The following is an 18727-nucleotide window of genomic DNA, read 5'->3' on the forward strand; positions in this document are numbered from 1 at the left end:
ACCTGGCGGCTGGGGGCCGACGGGCTGCTGTAGCAGAGGCTCGGCCGCCAGGTGCAGGGGGTGTGCGTGGCGCCGTGACAGCGGTTGGCGGGTGGGGCTTGTAGCAAGTTCTAGGGACATACAAGGTCGCGGCAAACGCCTACATTGCGGAGCGACCGAAGGACTGCCTGACGGACTGAATGAAGGACTGACTGCGCCATGCCCCACCACCTTGCCGCCACCCGCCCGCCCGCTTGCCTGGTGGCCTGGCCGACCCTGTTGCCGGCCGGGCGACTCTGGCGGTGGCTGGGGGGCAGCCTGCTGGCCCTGCTGGTGCTGGCTGCGCCGGCCCTGGCGCAGAACATCAGCACGGTGGCCGGCGGGGGGCCGGATCCGCTGTCGCCACTGCCCTTTCCCCACGCCGTGGCCGTGGGCGGGGGGGGGCGCCTGTATGTGGCGCTGGACAACCACACGGTGCGCAGGGTGGACAGCAGCACGGGCGCGAGCACCTTGTTCGCGGGAACGGGGGTGGGGGGCTTTGGTGGTGATGGCGCTGCGGCCAGCGCCGCATCGCTGAACAACCCCCAGGGCGTGGCGGTGGATGCGGCGGGCCATGTGTACATCGCCGACACGTTCAACCACCGCATCCGCAAGGTGCATGCCGGCACGGGCACCATCACCACGGTGGCGGGCGATGGCACCGATGGCTTTGGCGGCGATGGCGGGCCCGCCACGACAGCGCAACTGAGCCACCCCCGAGCCATGGCGGTGGATGCGGCGGGCCATCTGTACATCGCCGACACCAACAACAACCGCATCCGCAGGGTGGATGCCGCCACGGGTGCCATCACCACGGTGGCGGGCGGGGGCTTTGGCGGCGATGGGGGGCCCGCCGCAGGGGCCCTGGTGCTCAACCCCTTTGGCCTGGCCGTGGATGCGGCAGGCCATCTGTACATCGCCGACACCCTTCAACACCGCATCCGCAGGGTGGATGCCGCTACGGGCACCATTACCACGGTGGCAGGCGATGGCAATGGGACCTTTGGCGGCGACGGCGGACCGGCCACGGCGGCCCAGCTGAGCCAGCCCCGCAAGGTGGCCGTGGATGCGGCGGGCGACCTGTACATCGCCGATAGCTACAACAGCCGTGTCCGCAAGGTGGATGCCGGCACGGGCACCATCAGCACCGTGGCGGGCAGTGTGACGCCGGGACTGTCGGGCGATGGCGCCGCTGCCACGGCTGCGCGGCTCGACGAGCCCACCGGCCTGGCGGTGGATGCGGCAGGCGGCCACCTGTACATTGCGGACGGCCGCAACCACCGCATCCGCAAGGTGGACGGCGCCACAGGCGTCATCCGCACCCTCACCAGCTTTCGCACCCATGAACTGGCGACCGCCGTGTACATGGGCTACCCCTTTGGCGTTGCGGCGGACGCTTCCGCAAACCTCTATTTCTCCGATGCGGGCTACAAGCGCGTCCTCAAGGTGGAGGCCGCCACGGGCACCATCAGCACTGCGGCGGGCAATGGATCCCAGGGCTCTGGCGGCGATGGCGGGGGCGCCACGGCGGCGCAACTGGACAACCCCCAGGGCGTGGCCGTGGATGCGGCCGGCAACCTGTACATCGCCGATTCCGCTGGCGCCAGGGTCCGCAAGGTGGATGCCGCCACGGGCATCATCAGCACGGTGGCGGGCGATGGAACCCCGGGCGGTGGCGGCGATGGCGGGCCCGCCACGGCGGCGCAGCTCAATACTCCCTACGGCGTTGCCGTGGACGCCGCGGGACATCTGTACATCGCCGACATTGCCGAGCACCGCATCCGCAAGGTGGATGCGGTCACGGGCTTCATCAGCACGGTGGCGGGCGATGGGAACCAGGGCGCTGGCGGCGACGGCGGGCCCGCCACGGCGGCGCAACTGAATATCCCCTACGGCGTTGCCGTGGACGCCGCGGGCCATCTGTACATCGCCGACACCTTCAACCACCGCATTCGCAAGGTGGACAAGGCCACGGGCACCATCAGCACGGTGGCGGGCGATGGAACCGCGGGCTTTGGCGGGGACGGCGGGCCCGCCACGGCGGCGCAGGTGTGCCTGGTCTTTGCCGTGGCGGCGGATGCCGCAGGCCATCTGTACATCTCCGACTCCTGCAGCGAGCGCATCCGCAAGGTGGACGGGGCCACGGGCACCATCCGCACGGTGGCAGGCGACGGCACGGGGGGCTTTGGCGGCGATGGCGGGCCCGCCACGGCGGCCCAGCTGAGCAGCCCTTTCGGGATTGCCCTGGATGCCGTCGGCCACCTGTATATCGCGGATTACGGCAACGCCCGCATCCGCAAGCTTGCTCGCTACATCCCGCCCGCCGACCCCGGCCCATCGGCCCCGCCGACCGTGGTGGTGAGCACCCCCGGCGGCACCACCATCGTCACCGACCCCACACAGCCCATCGTGGTCGAGCCCGGTGCCGGGGGCGCCACCATCGTGGTCCCTGCGGGTGCCGGCACCGGCAACACGCCCGTGCGGCTGCAGCTGACCATCAACAACCAGCCCCTGCAGGTGCAGGCAAGCCCCGGCACGCAGCTGCGCGTGGCCCAGGTCAATGGCCAGAGCGTGCTGGTGCTGGTGGTGCTGCAGGGCTGGGCGTCCATGACCAGCAGCGCCGTGGGCCAGCCCATGGCGCTGGCCGGGCAGGTGCTGCTCAGTTCGGGCCATGCCATCACCACCATCGAGGCCCAGCCGCTCACGGTGGCGGTGGTGTCGGGCTCGCTGTTGCCGCCGCAGGGCTCTGCCAGCGGCACCCGGGCCACCAGCACCAGCCTGCCCCAGGTGGGCGGCATGGGCCTGCAGGCCGGGGAGAAGCTGCTGGTGGATGCGCAGGGCACGCTGGTCTCCATCACCCTGGGCTCCCTCCTGGGCGATGCCGGCCAACCCGGTGACCCGATGGCCTTCTTCAATCTGCCCGCCTCTGTCACGGTGGACAAAGCCTTTGCCCGGTTGGGCGGCCCGCTGGCGCGCCTGTCGGGCGCCCAGCTGGCCCAGGGGCTGGAGGCTGCTGCATCGGGCGTGGTCCTGCTGCGCGATGGCGGCCAGGTGTTCCAGCTCTTGCCCACCTTGCCCATCACCATCGATGCGACCTTGCCCGATGGCCTCACCTTCACCCCCTTGGGCCTGCTGCGCTGGGTGCGCGGTGGGGTGGTGGTGCAGTTTGCGCCGGCCGTGGCGGATCTGGCGGGCTTGGCGAGTGCGGTGACGGCAGTGCTGCCCGATGCGCAGATCAGGCTGGGGGCCGAGGGCGCGATCCAGCTGCGCGCGGGTGGGCGCACCTATGTGCTCAAGCCCGGCTGGACCGGTGCGGGCTCAGCCACGGGCAACCCGCAGGTGGGTGTGGATGAACAAGGCCGTATCTACCTGCAGATCGGCAATGGTGCCAGGCAGTTGCTGCTGCCGGCATTGCTCAATGCCACGCAGGCCCAGGCGGTCTTTCAGGCAGCGCTGCCCGGCGCCTCGCTGGCCGTGCAGCCAGCGTCGAGCGAAGGTGCCTTCACCATCACCCTGGCCAGCCAGGCCTGGCGGCTGGTGCCGCAGTGGGTGCTGCCCGAGGGCGCGGCGGCGCAGGCTCCCGCTTCGGCCGCAGCCCACTGGTGGCTGGGCACGGATGGCTTGCTGTACCTGAAGCTGGGTGGCCAGGTGCAGGGGGTGCGCGTGGCGCCGTGAGCGCAGTGCGCGCTGGCCGCGTCAGGGGTAGCGCTGCGGGTTGGCCACGGGGCCCGTGGGCTTGAGCTTGCGCGTGGCGCGCCAGTCCCACGGCGGCAGCGGGCCGTTTTGCACCCACAGGCCGCGCCCGGCGGCCTGGGCGCGCAGCTGGATGTCGGCCAGCGCCTCGTAGCCCAGGCCTACCTTGGGGTCGTACCAGACCATGCCGGCGCGCAACTGCTCGGTGGCGGCGTCCTTGCCCTGGCACTCCACGTCGGCCACGGTGCGGCCGAAGACGTCCACCGCCATGTTGCTCAGCTTCACCTTCTGCGGTACCAGGCACAGGTTGACCAGGCTCTTGTGCGAGAGATCGCCATAGGGCTGGCGCATCTCGGGCGCATCGATGGCGCGGATGGCGACGAAGGTCTCCTCATTGCGCGTGACATCGCCGCAGCGGGCGCGGAAAGAGTCGCCATCGTGGATGGCAACGACCAGGCAGAGCAGGGTGGCGGTGGTCAGGGGCATGGTGTGGCCGGGCGGTGCGGGGTGGGGGTGGCAGCAGTGCCGGCAGCTGCGTGTGCGGGCGCCTGCCCGCGCGTGCAACCGGCCTCTCGCGCCGCGGCATGCGGGCGGTGCTTGTCGATGCGTTCTGCCATCCCTCTCACCCCGATTGTGTGTTGGTGGAATTTTTGTGGCGCTATTTTGCTATGACTGGGCGGGCCTGCAGCGGGTTGGCGTGCGGTTTTGGGGGAGTTCACCCAAATGCCGCTTACAGTGGCGGCGATCCGCTGTCCGCAAATTCATCGCTTCGCGACACACACCATCGCACCAAGGAAGGCGTTACCGCATGAGCAAGCACCCCAACGATCCGGCCCACCGCCCACGCACCCGGCCGGCCGGCGGCCTGGGCATTCTGGGCGCGCTGCTGCTGTTTGCGGGCGACATGCTGCTGCTGGGCCACTGGGGGGCTGCCGCTGATTTCCGCGCCGGGATGCTGGAGCTGATCCGCTCGGCGCCGGTGGAACGCATCTGGGCCGGCGGCCTGCTCGGGCCCGTGGCGGGGGCCTTGCTGGTGGCGGGCTTCTGGCAGGTGTGCCAGGGGGTGAAGGTACCGGCGGGGTGGGCGGCGCGCGCCATGTTCGGCCTGTTCCTGCTGTTTGCCGTGGGCCTGGCGGCCATCCATTCCGTGTGGGCGGTGTTTGAGCTGCTCATCCGTTCGTGCGTGGATGGCGCTGCCGGTGGGGCGCCCGTGGCATGCCAGGCGCAGGCCGACGCCGTGCAGGCCTACATGCGGCTGTCGCTGCTGGGCCTGGCCGTGCCTGGGGCCGTGGCCTCGGTGATCCTGGCCGTGCTGGTGCTGCGCGGGCGCACGCAGTGGCCGCGTTGGGCGGTGTTGACCAACCCGCTCGTACTGGTGGGGGTGCTGCTGCCGGCGTTTGCCGCAGCGCCGGCGCCCATTGGGGCGGTGCTGCTGGGCGGCTCGGCAAGCATTTTGCTGCTGGTGTTTTTCGTGGTGGCCCAAGGCAGTGCCAGGGGCGTGCGCGGTGAACCGGCCGGCGTGCTTGCTGGGGTGCCATGAAAGCCGGGCATGATGGCTGGATTGCCGGGGCCGCCATGCCGGCCCCGGGCCTGGATTCTCCGGTTTCTTTTTCTTCACTTCACAGGAAGGCAAGGCAATGTCCGATGCAGAGCACAACCCTTATGAAGACGCCACGGCGGCCTATGACCGCGGGCACCTGAACAAGGCCTTCACGGGCTTTCTGGCGGGGGCGCAGGCGGGTGATGTGGACTGCATGGCCATGGTCGCGGTGATGTATGGCGCGGGCGAGGGCGTGCGCATCGACCTGGCGCAGTCCATTGAATGGGACAAGAAGGCCATCGCCGCAGGCAGCGAGCTGGCGTTTCTGAACATCGGCATCAGCTACCGCTGCATGGGTGACATGGTGAGCGCCAAGCGCTGGTTCCTGCGCGCGCTGGATGCCGGCGACGCGGAGGCCGCGCTGCAGCTGGCCAAGCTCTACATGGTCAGCGACCGGGAGGTCGAGACGGTACGCAAGTACCTGCAGATCGCCATCGACAGCGCGAACGCCCTCGACGAGACGAAGCTGGAGGCGCGGCAGCTGCTGGCGCTGGGCAGGCCCTAGGCGATGACCTCCGCCGGGCGCCCGCGCGCCACGGTGGCGCCGCTGCCGCCGGCGTGTGCAGCACAGGACGCCGTGGCCGCTTTCATCCGCGCGCTGGCGCACCGCGAGCGGTGCGAGGCCGGTGCAGCGGTGCTGCAGCACGGCGCTGCCACCACCGAGGTCTGTTACCCCACGCCACTGGCATGGCCCTGGCCAGTGCAGTTCAACTATGTGAGCGAGTTCTTGTGCACCGCGCCGGGCGCGCAAAGCCTGCGCGAGGTGGCCAGCGCACCGGCCAGTGCCCGCGCGCATGTGGTCAACCTCTTTGCGGGGCAGCCGCCATCCGAGGCCCAGCACTTCATCGACCAGGGCTATCTGCACGCATGGACCAGCACGCTGCTGGCGCGCCCATTGGCCGCCGCCTGGAGCCGCCCGGCCACGCCGGGCGCGCAGGTGCACTGGGCGGCCGATGCACCGGGCATGGCGCGGCTTGCGCAACTGCCCGGCATATCGAACCCCGGTACCCCACGCGACCCGTTTATCCACCACGTGTTTGCCACGCTGGGCGATGAGGTCGTCGCCAGGGGGCAAGTGGTACTGCTGCCCGGGAGCGCGGTGGCCTATGTCTCCGACATGTTCACCCACCCTGCGCACCGCCGCAGGGGGCTGTGCCACCTTGTCATGCAGGCGCTGGAAGCCAAGGCCCGTGCCTTGGGCGCCACGCATGCCTGCCTGGCGCCGGGGCAGGAGGTGGCGGCGTTTGGCCTGTATGGCAAGTATGGCTACACGCAGGCGGGCGTGCGGGCGGTGCTGGTGCGGGCATAGGGCCGCAGCCAGGGGCTGCGGCCCGCTGCGCCGGGGGGGCTCAGTCGTCCAGCCGTTCGCTCAGCACCTGGGCCGTGTGCGGGTCCAGGCGCAGCTCCACCGACTGGCCTGCAAGGTTGGTGGCCTCGGCCTCCCAGTGGCCATCGTCGTAGTCCAGGTCGTGTACCCGCGTGTAGCCGGCCTGCTGCAGGGCCCGGCGGATCTGCTCGGCGCCGAGCACGGCCTGCTGGTTGGCAAAGCCGCCGCTGCGGCCCACTTGGCTGAGCACCTCCAGTGTCTGGGGGTGCAGCACGAGTTCGACCTTTTCGCCGTGGACCAGGCTCTGGCGCGCCTCGGCCTGCCAGAAGCCGTCGTCGAGCTCCAGGTCATGCACATGGGCCCAGCCTGCGGCGCGCAGGGCCTGGGCCACCTGCGCCGCGCCGGGCAGGGTGGTGCCGATGTCGCTCTTGCGCACGGCGGTGAAGCTGGCATCGGCGTCCTTGACCAGCACGGTGGCGCGCTGGCCGTCGTTGGCGATGGCCTCTGCAGTCCAGTAGCCGTACTGCTTTTGCAGGCCGTGCGTGGCCACATGGTGGTTCTGGGCGATCACGTTGAGCGCATCCTGCGCGCCCATGGCCAGGGCCATGGAGGGCAGGGTGGCCACGGCGGCGGCTGCGGTGAGGGAGAGGCTCAGGAGGGTCTTTTTCACGGTGCTTTCCTTTGGTTGACAAGAATGGGCGGCAGTGTGGTGCGCTGTGCCTAAACACGGCGTGAAGCCCTTGTTCATGGGGCGTTTAGGATCGTCCGCAATAATCCCCGCGATGCAACGATGGATGAGCCCCTTACCGCATGCCGCCTGTGCGGCGCTGGTGCTGGCCTGTGCGCAGGTGCTGGCGCAGCAGCCGGGCCTGGCGGCCGAGCAGGATGCGGCGCGGCGCGGCGTGCTCAACGGGCAGCTCAAGCCGCTGAACACCGTGATCGCCGAGATCAGCCGCAAGTACAACGGCCGCGTCATCGAGGTGGAGACCGAGCGCGGGCGCAAGGGCGAGCTGCGCTACGAGATCAAGCTCCTCGACGCGCAGGGCCGCAAGCACGAGGTGCTGGTCGATGCCGCCACGGGCGCGGTGGTAGCGCAGGAGAGCGACTGGCCCACGCAACCCGTGTCCCCCGCGCAGATGGCGCGCTACATCAAGCGCCTGGAGCAGCGCTTTGGCGCGCGCGTGTCGGAGGTGGAGTTCGAGCGCGATGCCCAGGGGCAGGCGGTGTACGAGGTCAAGCTCTCCGAGAAGCCCGCCGGCCAGATGAAGCTGCTGATGGATGTGTCCACCGGCGAGGTGATCCACCCGCCCCAGGGCGCCGCCCCCAAGGCCGCCATCAAGCCCATGTGGGCCATGCTCGAATCGCTGCCCCCGCGCTTTGCGGGCCTGGTGCTGGAGGTGGAACTGGAGACCGACCACCGGCGCCAGCCCCATTACAGCGTGGAGCTGCTGCAGCCCAACGGCCACAAGCTGGAGCTGGAGGTGGATGCCGTGACCCTGCAGGTGCTGCGCCAGAAGGTGGACGAGTAAGGATGCGCATTCTGGTGGTGGAAGACGATGTGGCGCTGGCCGGCCAACTGCGGCTGGCGCTGGAGGCGGCGGGCTTTGCCGTGGATGTGGAGCACGATGGCGAGGCCGCGTCCTTTGCCGGCACGGCCGAGGCCTACAGCGCCGCGGTGCTGGACCTGGGCCTGCCGCTCAAGGACGGCCTGAGCACCCTGCGGGACTGGCGCGAGGCCGGGTGCGGCTGGCCGGTGCTGGTGCTCACGGCCCGCAACCGCTGGAGCGACAAGCTGGCGGGCTTCAACGCCGGGGCCGATGACTACCTGACCAAGCCCTTTTTGATGGACGAGGTGGTGCTGCGCCTGCGCGCCATGCTGCGCCGCACGGCCGGGTCGGCCAGCGCGGTGCTGCGCGCCGGGCCGCTGGAGTACGACGTGGTGCAGGGCCGCTTCGCGCTGCAGGGCCAGGGCCAGAGCCTGCAGCTCACGGCGCAGGAGCACCGCATCCTGGCGTACTTCATGCACCACCCGGGCCGGCTGCTCACGCGCAGCGAGATCGGCGAGCACGTGTATGCGCGCGACCTGGACCCCGACTCCAACACCCTGGACGTGCTGATCGGCCGCATCCGCCGCAAGCTCGGCGGTGCGCCCCGGCTCGTGACCGAGCGTGGCCAGGGCTTTCGGCTGGAGGCCGGGCCCGCAGACGCACCGCGGGGGCCGGCCTGATGGCGCTGGCCCAGCGGCTGGCGCTGCAATTGGCGCAGTGGCCCATGGCCACGCGCATCGTGCTGCTGGCCCTGGTGCCCATGCTGGTGCTGGTGGGCGCGGGCGGCTGGTGGCTGCGCGCGCAGATGCACCAGAGCCTGCTGGCCAGCTTCGAGCAGGTGTTGCGCGACAAGGCCCAGCGCGTGGGCGCGCGGCTGCAGGTGGGGCCGCAGGGCGGCCTGCGCGATGCGGGCGGCGGGGCGGACGAGTTCAGCGCCATCTATGCCGGGTGGTACTGGCGCGCCCATGCCGGAGCCAGCGTGCTGCGCTCGCGCTCGCTGTGGGACATGGACAGCCTGCCCACCGAGCCCGTGCCTGCAAGCGGCTCGCCCGTGCTGCACCGGGCAACGGGGCCGATGCAGGAGCCCCTGCTGGCCTTGGCCACCCCCATCGCGCTGGGGCCGCCCGCGAACGAGGCGACCCTGGTGGTCTACGGCCCGGCGGCGCAGCTGCAGGACAGCATGCGCCAGATCGACCGCACCCTGGTGCTGGCCGCCATGGTGCTGATGGCCCTGGCCGGGGCGCTGGCGTGGATGCAGGTGCGCGTGGGCCTGGCCCCCCTGCGCCGGCTGGAGGCGCTGCTGGCGGCCCTGCGCTCGCCGCAGGGCCCGGGGCCCGACGTGGCACAGCACCTGTCTGCCCCCACGGGGCGCGACCTGCAGCCCCTGCAGGCCGAACTGGCCGGCCTGCTGGCCCACAACGCGCAGGTAGTGGCCCGCGCCCGCGCACACGCGGCCGACCTGAACCACGCCCTCAAGAAGCCGTTGGCCCTGCTCAGCGCCCAGGCCAGCGCGCAGCCGCAGGTGCCCGCTGGCGAGGTGCAGCGCCAGGTGGCGGCCATGGCCCAGCTGGTGGACCGCTACCAGGCCCGCACCATGAGCGATGCGCTGCTGGCCCACCCGGGCGCTGCCAGGCCGGCCGTGGATGTGCGCGAGTGCGTGGGCCAGCTGCTGCACATGATGCAGCGCCTGCACGCCGCACAGGAACTGGCCTGGGAGCTGGACGACCAGGCCCCGGGGGCGTTGCTGTGGCGCGGCGAGCGCGCCGACCTGGAGGAGGTGCTGGGCAACCTGCTGGACAACGCGGGCAAGTGGGCCGCCTCGCGCGTGCGGCTGTCGCTGCGCGTGCGCAGGGAGGGCGACAGCCCCGCTGCCGCATGGGTGCTGGAGGTCGAGGACGATGGCCCCGGCATGACGCCAGCGCAACTGCAGGCCGCAGGGCAGCGTGGCCTGCGCTTTGACGAATCGGTGCAGGGCAGCGGGCTGGGCCTGGCGATTGCGGGCCAGATCGCCCAGGCCTACGGGGGCCGGCTGGATCTGTACAAGAGCGGCGACCTGCGCGGGCTGGGGGTGCGCGTCGAACTGCGCGGCCTGGTGTGAGCTTTCGTGAGGATTTGCATTGAGCCGTATGGCTAGACGGGAGCCGCAGACAGTGCTGTAGCACGGCAAGGCGAACCAACGACGCCATATGGCTCAAGGCAAATCCGAATCAGCCGCTTGTCGCCATCAGCGCGTTGTAGCGGCGCTGCATCTCCTCGGGCGTGACTTTCTCGATCGAATGGCCGATGTTCCAGCGGTGGCCGAAGGGGTCGCGCACCACGCCCGAGCGTTCGCCGTAGAAGGCGTCCTGCGCGGGCCGTTCCAAGGTGGCGCCCAGGGCCACGGCCCGGGCGATCACCGCGTCCGCATCGTCCACGTGCAGGTGCAGCGACACGCAGGTGGGGGCGCCCGGCCGGGGGCCGAGGATGTCCATCTCGGGGTACTCGTCGCTCAGCATCAGCGTGGTGCCACCGAAGTCCAGTTCCGCATGGCCCAGCCGGCCCGTGGGCGGCTCGGTCAGGCGGAACAGCTCGCGCGCGCCGAAGGCTTCCTCATAGAAGCGGATCGCCGCCGCGCCATCGGCAACATGCAGGTAGGGAAAGAGTTCGTGGACCATGGCGTGCATCTCCTGGGGTTGCAAGTTCAGCCCCACTGTAGGCAAGGCGGCCAGGGATGTCTTGAAGGAAATTGACCCTGGACCGGGTTCTTGGCTGCGTATTTCGGCTCTCTGGACAGCTAGTTCGGCACCGTGGACACAGAAAGAAGCCGGCACCTTGAGCAGAGGCGCAAATGGCCGGCCGAACCTCGCTGAAGAACATTTGCGGGCGTGGGCTAGACTTCGGGTATCGGCCACAACCGGACGATGGCGAGTGGCCGCTTTAGGGTAGGCTACTCGCTCCTTGTAATCGCCAATCCGCACCATGGACGCTACATCATTCCTTCACGATGAGGTCATGCGCTTTAAGCAGTGGGCGACGGTAATTCCCCTTGATGCGAGGTCAGGTGAATGGGAGTGTGATTACCCGGACTGGCAACGCTTCAGGGCCGCTGCCAAATACTTGATTGAAACAGTACCCGCGGTGAACTGGGGCAACGCCGTGACAGACGATTTCCTTTATGCGCTAGCACGCGATAACGAAATTGAAGACATTGCCGATCAATTTTTGGGTAGAAGCGACGCGCTTTTAATCCTTGCCGCTCGAGCCATCCATTCAGTTGAGATTGATGCCAAGTGGCAGATAGCAGCAAAGTTGGGAGAGCTACACGAGCACAAGCGGGAGGCGGAAGCGCTACTGATCAGGTTTGTGCAAGACGACGTCGAGTACGTAAGCCGACGCGCCCTCCTTGCACTGAGCCAATTGAAGTCCGCCTTGACTGAATCGTTTGCAGAGCGCGCTTGGCAGACTGGCCATGAGTACCAGCGCATCGCTGCGCTATGGGCGTTAAAAGATACAGCTTCGTCAAAGCTGAATGACTACTTGCAGCGAGCAGAGGAAGACGGCCGCAAATATCTTGTTGGCAACGCTATGGAGATCCGTGCAAATGGTTTCTCAGCTAACGACCGCTAGCAGGTGTTGCATCCGATGTCATCGACCGACTGCTACGGGCCCATAGCCGCCGGACGCTGATACCGGGAAGCGGTCACTCACCGTGCGCGAATTGAACGACTGGTTCTGTGATGAGGCGAGAGTCGGCAATGCGCCCGGCGCAGTCCTTCAGCAACAGGAGAAGTTGACAGTTGTCCAAGCCGCCGAACGGCCATGTTTGAAGACGTGCGCCATCCACGAAAAAGCACTGCGCCACCGAAGCGACGCAACGCTGCAAAAACCATAGCAGCTGGCGCCTGCCACATGGACGCCAAAGGCCCGAATGAGGAATTGCCAAGAAGGTGTGCAGTGATTGATTTCGATTTTGCCTCAAAGCAACTCCCAGCTTAGCGAAACCCTCTGACAGTCTTGCTCTACAAGCCTATCGAAACCCTTCAAATGTGCGCACAATACCCATTTCGCATTCCCGGATTTCTAAGAGCCTGTTCAACGTCTTTTTGAAGCCGCGCAAGTCCCTTTTCGGGATGGGATGCTAGGCGCGGTGCGCAGCCGATAGCCCGTGCTATCGGCAAGCGCCGCAACGCCGCAGACCGCCCGAAAAGGCACTTGCCCGACGGGTTGGGGCGCAATCGGGCGATTGGACGCCCCGGCTGCTTGCATGGGCATGAGCCCATGCGGCGCATCCGAAGCATCCACTCATCCCGATTGCGCCCCATCGCGGCTGCAAAAAGACTTTGAACAGGCTCTTATGGCCAGCGATATGCAGCTAGCGCTGTGCTTTGCATCGTCGGACAAAAAATTGAAATTGAACAGCGCAAAGCCCCGTGGGCTACTACCGAAGGATGGACTCAGCCACCAATTTGGCGAGGTTGTCAATCAAAACCAAATGATTTCCCAGGTTGGATTTTTCCAAGACCACTGGGTTATTCAAAACCCACGTTTCCTTGCCATCGCTCACGCGCAAGAGTGAACCATTTTGGAGTGTCACGAAGTCAGATCGAAAAGTCATTGGCGCAGCGTTTCTGAATTCACCGAGGTCCAGGATGAGCACGTAATCGGCCGCAGCGCTCTTGCCCGCTTCCAGGGCGTCTGATTTAACTATGCTCGCAGAGTGATTGAGTTTTGCATTCGCGTCGAAGGGTGTCGCCTTGAATGTAGACAGGGTACTGAGTTCGCGGAGCACTGCCACTTGGAGATTTTTACCACTTCCTGCTCCTTGCGCATGGGCTTTCCCCCCTTGTACAACGTCGCGCGAAGGCATGATCAAGATTTTGGATCCGTTTGCGATGGGCTCAGACTTGGTAGTCGACATCGATGCACAGCCAGAGAGTACGACCAAGCATCCAATAACTGCTAGCGCGCGGCCGAGAAAGGAAGTATTTTTTTTCATGAGGATTGAAGTTTGTGCTGTTGGTTATGACTTGGGTTTTGGAGCGAAGAATGAATACGCATCGTCGAGCCGACCTCCATCTCTTGCGACAGAGCTCACGGCCGCTCCTGGCCGATATCGGAAGTTTAGCTGGACACAGCAGTGCCCTGTATCACCCAAGAAGGCGATTGGGAGCCTGTCGGACTTGGAAATCGTCGGCTGCAAATCGACCGCAGCGGTCCATTTTTCACCGCCTTTTTGCCCCATGGCCTGGCTATGGGGCTGCAAATCCGGCAAAAAATGTCCTCGCTGGGGCCGATTTTCGCTTTCGACGCTCCAAGTCCGGCAGGCTCCTGGACGAGCCGAACAGATGCTCATCGTCAGCGACCTGGGAATGCACACGAGCGCCGATCTCTGTGTCCAATTTCCGCCGTTCCCGCCGTTCCCGCCGTTCCCGCTGTCCAGGTCAACCCGCCCCCACTGTCCAGCAGCGACCGAAATACGCATCAGCCCACGCCCACGCGCACATGGTTGCGCTGTGCCGGGGCGGCGCGCAGCCAGTCGGTAGGCGTCACGCCGGTGAGGTCGCGGAACTCGCGCGTGAAATGCGCCTGGTCGGCAAAGCCGGCGTTGGCCGCGACATCGGCGGCGCCCAGGCCCGGGGTGCCGAGTGCAGCGAGCGCCATTTGCAGCCGCAGCACGCGCGCATGCTGCTTGGGCGCCAGGCCGGTGGCTTCGCGAAAGCGCGCGATCAGGTGGCGGTGGCTCAGGCCGCTGGCAGCCACGGCCTGCTGCACCTGGGCACCGCCGTGCAAGCTGGCCAGGGCCGCCGCCACGGCCGGGTGCAGGCCACGCACCTGGGTGGCCATGCGTGCCAGCAGCCAGCGTTCCAGCACCAGCAGGCACGCGGCGGGGTCGCCCTGCGCCTGCAGGCGCTCCATCAGCTCAGCGACTGCACTGGGGCCGCACACGTCGGCCAGCGCGGTGTGGCGCTCTGCCAGTTCGGCGGCGCTGGTGCGCAGCAGGGCGCCGGCCGCGCCGGGTTCGAGCTGCGCCCCCACCGACCAGCCGTGCGTGCCGGCCTGCTTGGCGTAGTAGCCGGCCCGGGCCCCGCCCACGACGGCAGGGCCGGGGGATTCGACATCGCTGTGCGGCGCACCGCCCAGCAGGTGCAGCGGCGGCCCGCCCCAGCGCAGGGCCAGGTGCATGTGGCCAGTGGGCAGCACATGCTCGCGCGCGGGGCGGGCAGATGCCAGCGGCGTGAACCCCGCCCACAGCAGGCGCACAAAGGGGCGCAGCGGGGCGATGGGTGGGCGGGCGAGCATCGGGGCGGCCCTGGGTGGGTGTATCAGCCCCGTTCAGTTCTGTGGCAAGGGGCTGTCGGTCAGACCTTGAACTTGCGGGCCTGCAGCGCGGCGGCGTAGTCGGCGACGACGCGGGCAATGGCGCCCTTGTCGTTGGCCTCCAGCGCAGTGCGCTCCTGGAACAGCTTGCTGCGGTCGGCAACCAGGCGCTCCATCTTGGCGGTGTCGGGATTGGGGCGGTTGCTCTCGTGCTGGATGTCCGCCGCCAAGGCGGCGAGCCAGGCTTCCAGGCAGGCGGTGGCGGCCTGGTGGTGGGTGGTGGGGGTGGTCTGTGCTGTTGGCTCTGGCTGGGCGGCAGTCATCGTCATGGCTCCTGGATGGTCTTGTGGGGCGGCGGGGCAGGGGTGTCCCCTCTACCACTTGACTGTAACGCGGGATGGTGCAAAAGCCGGCGGCGCAGACGCGCTGTCGTGCAAAACATGACCTCGGACGTAATCGACGCGCAACACGGCCTTTTCTACAGTGGCTCCTGACTGCCCGGGCATGGTGCCCGCGGCGCCAGGTTCACCCAACCACCCCTTGAAGGAGATCCACCATGTCTGCCTACGCCATCGGCCTGCTCGAAGACCTGCAGTTCGGCCCCGACATCGTTACCTACCTGCAGCGCATCGATGCCACGCTGGAGCCCTATGGCGGCGAGTTCCTGGTGCATGGCACGCGGCCGGAACTGCGCGAAGGTACCTTCGGCGGCGACTGCGTGGTGATCCGCTTCCCCTCGATGGAGCAGGCGCGCGCCTGGTACGACTCCGATGCCTATGCGCCCCTGATCCCGCTGCGCACGCAGCATTCGCGGTCCACGGTGTTCTTGCTGGAGGGGGTGAAGGAGGTGCCGTACCGGGCGGTGGGGTTGCTCCAGAAGTTGGGGGTACAGGGCTGAGCGACAGGGCTCTTGCGCGCATGACAGGCCTTGTAGTGCTTGCCATGAGGGGGATGCCAAAGAGGAAAAGCTGGGGGCTGGGTACTTGACCACCAGCGTGCAGTGGTTGTCGAATGCCTTTGATGGAGGGCGGAGGCCGGGATGTGCGCCCGGCGGCGCACCCACCTTCTTTTGCGTCGCCAAAAGAAGGTGGGCCAAGAAAAGGCGACCCCCAGTCTGCGTCCCCCATTCGCCCTGTCGGGCGAACGGGGGCAGCCTGCGATGCTCGGAACTGGGGTGGTGCCGCAGAACTCGCTGCGTTCTTCAAACTCCGCTCAAGCAGCTGCGCCAAGCCAGATCACGAAGCGTGTTTGTCCTTCGGCACACACGCCCACCCCAGGCCCTGCGCTTCTCGGCGCAGCCAGCAGGGGTGGGGAGCGGGTACCGCACGGCTGCTGCTTCGCAGCTGCGCCGGGGGGGCGGTTACGCGCTGCGCGCTGCCGACAGGTGGGGCGCTATCGCTGTGCCCGGGCCCAGCGCGGCGAGGCAGTTGGGGCGCCTGCTTGGCGATTCGGTTGGCACGGTGGATGATGGCGCCTTGTCCGCCTCGCGTGGAAAAACGGAACACCGCCATGAACGAAGAGCTCACCGCACTGGCCCGGTCCCTGGACCTGGCGCATGAATCCAATGCGCAACTGCGCTATGCCTTCGGCTTGGCCTGTGTGGAACGGGTGCGGCATCTGCTGGAGGATGCGCGCGCGGTGGCGGCGCTGGACCACCTGGGGGCCTATGTGGCGGGCGCGCTGGACGTTGCCGGGCTGCAGGCAGCCTGCGGCGAGGTGGAGCGGGTTGCGAGAAGCCACCCGGGATCGAAGTCGATCGACGGCACGGCGCATGCGGCGGTGTCGGCGACGAATGCGGTGGCACATGCGCTGGCCGGGCGTGCGCTGGATGCTGCCAGCTACGCGGCCTATGCCTCGGTGTATGCCTATGGCGGCGCGGCGGTGATGGACCGGTCCGCCTTTGGTGACGAGTTCGGGTGGCAGGTGCAGGCGCTCACGCGGCTGGCGGGGCTGCGCTCGGCGGCGTAGTTCAGGGGGACGCTGGCGCTCCCAGGGCCCCTTGCGGTGCTTGCCCTGCCTGTTCTTCTGCGCCGTGGCCTTCGTCGTTGCGCAAGCCTGCAATGCTGTGCGCCAGCGCCTCGATGCCGGGCGGCGACAGATCCGCCGCGTCCACCACCTGCCGCTGCTCCCACGCACGGAAGTACGAGCGGTGCGAGCGCGCGTACGAGGGGTCGTAGTGCCGGGTGGCCAGGGCCTCGAACAGCTGGGGCAGTTGGCGCGCGAGGGCCATGGCCTGCCAGGCGGCGATGGTCTCGTTGCCGTGCAAGGGTTTCAAGGGGGTCAGTTGGTCAGCCAGCCACTGGGGGCGGTCGCCCAGGTAGGCGTAGTCGCGCAGCAGGTATTCCACGCGCGCGGCGGTGCTGGCGCGCAGCTCGATGCAGGGGCTGGCGCGCATGCGCTCGACCAGGGTGAGGGGCACGGTGAGGCGGCCGATGCGGCGGCCTTCGCCTTCGATGTACAGGGGGCGGGCCGGGTCCAGCCGCTCGAGCACGCTGGCGATGGCGGTTTCGAAGGCGGTTTGCGAGGGCTGGGCCACGTCGGGCAGGGCGCCGAGCAGCGAGCCCTTGTGCCGGGCCAGGGCCTCCAGGTCCAGCACCTGCTGGCCCTGGGCGGCCAGGGCGTGCAGCAGCCGGGTCTTGGCGGTGCCGGTGGCGCCGCACAGCACCACCAGGGGCAGGGCGGGGGCGCGCTGCTCGATGGTGTCGATGACGTGGCGGCGCCAGGCCTTGTAGCCGCCGGCCAGTTGCTGGGCGTCCCAGCCCACCATGCGCAGCCAGGTGGTCATGGAGCCGCTGCGCAGGCCGCCGCGCCAGCAGTAGACCAGGGGCTTCCAGCCCGGGGGGCGGTCGGCCAGGGGGCCCTGCAGGTGGCGCGCCAGGTTGGCGGCCACCATGGCGCCGCCCACGCGCCGCGCTTCGAAGGCGCCGACCTGCTTGTACAGGGTGCCGACGATGCGCCGCTCTTCGTTGTCGAGCACGGGCAGGTTGATGGCGCCGGGGATGTGGTCGATGGCGTATTCGGCCGGGCTGCGCGCGTCGATCAGGGTGTCGAAGGCGTGCCGGTCGTGCACGCGCGTGGGCTCTTTCATGGCGCCACCGTGAGGCCGGCGGGGGCGCCGGCTGCGTCGCCCTGCTGCATGTGCCCCACCACGGCGGCATCGGCAAAGCCCTGCTCGCGGAAGGTGCGCAGCACGGCATCGACCGCCTGCGGCGCGCAGCTGACCAGCAGGCCGCCGCTGGTCTGCGGGTCGGTGAGCAACGCCTGGGCCGTGGCGGGCAGGCCGTCGGCCAGCGTGACCTCGGCGCCATAGCCGTCCCAGTTGCGGCGCGATGCACCGGTGACGATGCCCTGCGCGGCCCAGTCGGCCACGCCATCGAGCAGCGGCAGGCGGTGCCAGTCGAGCACGGCGCGCAGGCCGGCGCCGCGTGCCATCTCCAGCGTGTGGCCGGCGATGCCGAAGCCGGTGACGTCGGTGAGGGCGTGCACGCCGTCGAGCTCGGCCAGCGCGATGCCGGGGGTGTTCAGGCGCGTGGTGGTCTCCACCAGGCGGGCGTAACCGGCGTCGTCGAGCAGGCCTTTCTTCAGCGCGGCAGAGAGCACGCCCACGCCCAGCGGCTTGCCCAGCACCAGCATGTCGCCGGCGCGCGCATCGCGGTTGCGGCGCACGCGCGCGGGGTGCACCAGGCCCATCACGACCAGGCCGTAGATGGGCTCGACCGAGTCGATGGTGTGCCCGCCGGCAATCGGTATGCCCGCCGCGCGGCACACGGCCTGGCCGCCTGCGAGCACACGGCCGATGACCTCCACCGGCAGCTGGTTGACCGGCATGGCCACGATGGCCAGCGCCATGATGGGGCGCCCGCCCATGGCATACACATCGCTGATGGCATTGGTGGCCGCGATGCGGCCGAAGTCGAACGGGTCGTCGACGATGGGCATGAAGAAGTCGGTGGTGGCGATGAGGGCCTGCTCGTCGTTGAGCTGGTAGACGGCGGCGTCGTCGGCGGTTTCGATGCCTACCAGCAGTTCTTTGGGCAGGAGGCCGGCGAGTCCTGCGCCGCTGGTTTTCAGGATTTCGGAGAGGACGCCGGGGGCGATCTTGCAGCCGCAGCCGCCGCCGTGGGAGAACTGGGTGAGGCGGAGGGGGGTGGGGTTTGGGGTGGTTGAGGTCATGGAGGTGGGGCGTGCTTGGGGCGGCTGGCTGGATTGGTATTGTGCTTTGTGGAGCCTGGTTGCGGGGGTTGG

At 68.5% G+C, this 18727-nt stretch carries 19 protein-coding genes; 10 read left to right on the forward strand and 9 right to left on the reverse strand.

Annotated elements, in window-relative coordinates; genetic code table 11:
- The first annotated feature begins 198 nt into the window (after positions 1 to 198).
- Positions 199 to 3693: an NHL repeat-containing protein gene (locus tag AC0IZS_RS21760; RefSeq protein WP_471637531.1), complete on the forward strand. Its 3495-nt coding sequence runs from the start codon at positions 199 to 201 to the stop codon at positions 3691 to 3693.
- A gap of 21 nt (positions 3694 to 3714) precedes the next feature.
- Here AC0IZS_RS21760 and AC0IZS_RS21765 read toward each other — a convergent pair whose 3' ends face one another.
- Complete coding sequence (locus AC0IZS_RS21765; protein WP_471637532.1) at positions 3715 to 4197, reverse strand: thermonuclease family protein; 483 nt, start codon at positions 4195 to 4197, stop codon at positions 3715 to 3717.
- Positions 4198 to 4519: 322 nt separating this feature from the next.
- Between AC0IZS_RS21765 and AC0IZS_RS21770 the strand changes: the two genes are divergently transcribed.
- The 3 genes from AC0IZS_RS21770 to AC0IZS_RS21780 all read left to right on the forward strand — a co-directional run bounded on the left by AC0IZS_RS21770 (position 4520) and on the right by AC0IZS_RS21780 (position 6620).
- Complete coding sequence (locus AC0IZS_RS21770) at positions 4520 to 5251, forward strand: DUF6796 family protein (RefSeq protein ID WP_471637533.1); 732 nt, start codon at positions 4520 to 4522, stop codon at positions 5249 to 5251.
- Between the two features lie 97 nt (positions 5252 to 5348).
- A complete protein-coding gene (locus AC0IZS_RS21775) occupies positions 5349 to 5816 on the forward strand; it encodes a sel1 repeat family protein (protein ID WP_179679636.1) in 468 nt (155 codons plus the stop codon).
- A 3-nt stretch (positions 5817 to 5819) separates the two neighbouring features.
- The gene (locus AC0IZS_RS21780) at positions 5820 to 6620 is read left to right on the forward strand and encodes a GNAT family N-acetyltransferase (RefSeq protein WP_471637534.1); all 801 of its coding nucleotides are present in this window, start codon (positions 5820 to 5822) and stop codon (positions 6618 to 6620) included.
- Between the two features lie 40 nt (positions 6621 to 6660).
- Here the strand turns inward: AC0IZS_RS21780 and AC0IZS_RS21785 are convergent, their stop codons facing one another.
- Positions 6661 to 7308: a PepSY domain-containing protein gene (locus tag AC0IZS_RS21785; RefSeq protein WP_471637535.1), complete on the reverse strand. Its 648-nt coding sequence runs from the start codon at positions 7306 to 7308 to the stop codon at positions 6661 to 6663.
- Positions 7309 to 7432: 124 nt separating this feature from the next.
- Between AC0IZS_RS21785 and AC0IZS_RS21790 the strand changes: the two genes are divergently transcribed.
- From AC0IZS_RS21790 to AC0IZS_RS21800, 3 genes are read left to right on the forward strand one after another with little or no spacing between them, the layout of a single operon-like run.
- Positions 7433 to 8167, forward strand: a complete 735-nt coding sequence (locus tag AC0IZS_RS21790) for a PepSY domain-containing protein (protein WP_471637536.1) — start codon at positions 7433 to 7435, stop codon at positions 8165 to 8167.
- A gap of 2 nt (positions 8168 to 8169) precedes the next feature.
- Positions 8170 to 8865, forward strand: coding sequence for a response regulator transcription factor (locus AC0IZS_RS21795; RefSeq protein ID WP_471637537.1), 696 nt, complete (start codon positions 8170 to 8172; stop codon positions 8863 to 8865).
- Positions 8865 to 10283, forward strand: coding sequence for a sensor histidine kinase (locus tag AC0IZS_RS21800; RefSeq protein WP_471637538.1), 1419 nt, complete (start codon positions 8865 to 8867; stop codon positions 10281 to 10283). The genes AC0IZS_RS21795 and AC0IZS_RS21800 overlap by 1 nt, the downstream gene beginning before the upstream one ends.
- Before the next feature lie 109 nt (positions 10284 to 10392).
- Here the strand turns inward: AC0IZS_RS21800 and AC0IZS_RS21805 are convergent, their stop codons facing one another.
- Positions 10393 to 10839 carry a VOC family protein gene (locus AC0IZS_RS21805; RefSeq protein WP_471637539.1) on the reverse strand — a complete coding sequence of 149 codons (447 nt, stop codon included), beginning with the start codon at positions 10837 to 10839 and terminating at the stop codon, positions 10393 to 10395.
- Positions 10840 to 11143: 304 nt separating this feature from the next.
- On the opposite strand from AC0IZS_RS21805, the gene AC0IZS_RS21810 reads away from it, so the two are divergent.
- Positions 11144 to 11791 (forward strand): HEAT repeat domain-containing protein, encoded by a 648-nt coding sequence (locus tag AC0IZS_RS21810; RefSeq protein ID WP_471637540.1) that lies wholly within the window; start codon positions 11144 to 11146, stop codon positions 11789 to 11791.
- A gap of 147 nt (positions 11792 to 11938) precedes the next feature.
- On the opposite strand, the gene AC0IZS_RS21815 is transcribed toward AC0IZS_RS21810, so the two are convergent.
- The 4 genes from AC0IZS_RS21815 to AC0IZS_RS21830 all read right to left on the reverse strand — a co-directional run bounded on the left by AC0IZS_RS21815 (position 11939) and on the right by AC0IZS_RS21830 (position 14811).
- On the reverse strand, positions 11939 to 12133 hold the full coding sequence (locus AC0IZS_RS21815) for a DUF1010 domain-containing protein (protein ID WP_471639561.1): 195 nt from the start codon (positions 12131 to 12133) through the stop codon (positions 11939 to 11941).
- Between the two features lie 469 nt (positions 12134 to 12602).
- Positions 12603 to 13037 carry a hypothetical protein gene (locus tag AC0IZS_RS21820; protein WP_471637541.1) on the reverse strand — a complete coding sequence of 145 codons (435 nt, stop codon included), beginning with the start codon at positions 13035 to 13037 and terminating at the stop codon, positions 12603 to 12605.
- 608 nt (positions 13038 to 13645) lie between these two features.
- On the reverse strand, positions 13646 to 14464 hold the full coding sequence (locus AC0IZS_RS21825; protein WP_471637542.1) for a helix-turn-helix transcriptional regulator: 819 nt from the start codon (positions 14462 to 14464) through the stop codon (positions 13646 to 13648).
- A 59-nt stretch (positions 14465 to 14523) separates the two neighbouring features.
- Positions 14524 to 14811, reverse strand: a complete 288-nt coding sequence (locus tag AC0IZS_RS21830) for a hypothetical protein (protein ID WP_471637543.1) — start codon at positions 14809 to 14811, stop codon at positions 14524 to 14526.
- Positions 14812 to 15038: 227 nt separating this feature from the next.
- Between AC0IZS_RS21830 and AC0IZS_RS21835 the strand changes: the two genes are divergently transcribed.
- Positions 15039 to 15380 (forward strand): DUF1330 domain-containing protein, encoded by a 342-nt coding sequence (locus AC0IZS_RS21835; protein WP_471637544.1) that lies wholly within the window; start codon positions 15039 to 15041, stop codon positions 15378 to 15380.
- A 611-nt stretch (positions 15381 to 15991) separates the two neighbouring features.
- Positions 15992 to 16450, forward strand: coding sequence for a hypothetical protein (locus tag AC0IZS_RS21840; RefSeq protein WP_471637545.1), 459 nt, complete (start codon positions 15992 to 15994; stop codon positions 16448 to 16450).
- 1 nt (position 16451) lies between these two features.
- Here the strand turns inward: AC0IZS_RS21840 and mnmH are convergent, their stop codons facing one another.
- A complete protein-coding gene (gene mnmH / locus AC0IZS_RS21845; protein WP_471637546.1) occupies positions 16452 to 17570 on the reverse strand; it encodes a tRNA 2-selenouridine(34) synthase MnmH in 1119 nt (372 codons plus the stop codon).
- Positions 17567 to 18655: a selenide, water dikinase SelD gene (gene selD, locus AC0IZS_RS21850; RefSeq protein WP_471637547.1), complete on the reverse strand. Its 1089-nt coding sequence runs from the start codon at positions 18653 to 18655 to the stop codon at positions 17567 to 17569. Before selD ends, mnmH begins: the two co-directional genes overlap by 4 nt.
- Between the last annotated feature and the right edge of the window lie 72 nt (positions 18656 to 18727).

This window comes from Acidovorax sp. AC410, from assembly GCF_979253235.1.

What these genes read in the sequence shown, in the direction of transcription:
- AC0IZS_RS21760 (WP_471637531.1), top strand. Translation starts at nt 199, where the DNA reads ATGCCCCACCACCTTGCCGCCACCCGCCCGCCCGCTTGCCTGGTGGCC.
- AC0IZS_RS21765 (WP_471637532.1), bottom strand. Translation starts at nt 4,197, where the DNA reads ATGCCCCTGACCACCGCCACCCTGCTCTGCCTGGTCGTTGCCATCCAC.
- AC0IZS_RS21770 (WP_471637533.1), top strand. Translation starts at nt 4,520, where the DNA reads ATGAGCAAGCACCCCAACGATCCGGCCCACCGCCCACGCACCCGGCCG.
- AC0IZS_RS21775 (WP_179679636.1), top strand. Translation starts at nt 5,349, where the DNA reads ATGTCCGATGCAGAGCACAACCCTTATGAAGACGCCACGGCGGCCTAT.
- AC0IZS_RS21780 (WP_471637534.1), top strand. Translation starts at nt 5,820, where the DNA reads ATGACCTCCGCCGGGCGCCCGCGCGCCACGGTGGCGCCGCTGCCGCCG.
- AC0IZS_RS21790 (WP_471637536.1), top strand. Translation starts at nt 7,433, where the DNA reads ATGAGCCCCTTACCGCATGCCGCCTGTGCGGCGCTGGTGCTGGCCTGT.
- AC0IZS_RS21795 (WP_471637537.1), top strand. Translation starts at nt 8,170, where the DNA reads ATGCGCATTCTGGTGGTGGAAGACGATGTGGCGCTGGCCGGCCAACTG.
- AC0IZS_RS21800 (WP_471637538.1), top strand. Translation starts at nt 8,865, where the DNA reads ATGGCGCTGGCCCAGCGGCTGGCGCTGCAATTGGCGCAGTGGCCCATG.
- AC0IZS_RS21805 (WP_471637539.1), bottom strand. Translation starts at nt 10,839, where the DNA reads ATGGTCCACGAACTCTTTCCCTACCTGCATGTTGCCGATGGCGCGGCG.
- AC0IZS_RS21810 (WP_471637540.1), top strand. Translation starts at nt 11,144, where the DNA reads ATGGACGCTACATCATTCCTTCACGATGAGGTCATGCGCTTTAAGCAG.
- AC0IZS_RS21825 (WP_471637542.1), bottom strand. Translation starts at nt 14,464, where the DNA reads ATGCTCGCCCGCCCACCCATCGCCCCGCTGCGCCCCTTTGTGCGCCTG.
- AC0IZS_RS21830 (WP_471637543.1), bottom strand. Translation starts at nt 14,811, where the DNA reads ATGACGATGACTGCCGCCCAGCCAGAGCCAACAGCACAGACCACCCCC.
- AC0IZS_RS21835 (WP_471637544.1), top strand. Translation starts at nt 15,039, where the DNA reads ATGTCTGCCTACGCCATCGGCCTGCTCGAAGACCTGCAGTTCGGCCCC.
- AC0IZS_RS21840 (WP_471637545.1), top strand. Translation starts at nt 15,992, where the DNA reads ATGAACGAAGAGCTCACCGCACTGGCCCGGTCCCTGGACCTGGCGCAT.
- mnmH (WP_471637546.1), bottom strand. Translation starts at nt 17,570, where the DNA reads ATGAAAGAGCCCACGCGCGTGCACGACCGGCACGCCTTCGACACCCTG.
- selD (WP_471637547.1), bottom strand. Translation starts at nt 18,655, where the DNA reads ATGACCTCAACCACCCCAAACCCCACCCCCCTCCGCCTCACCCAGTTC.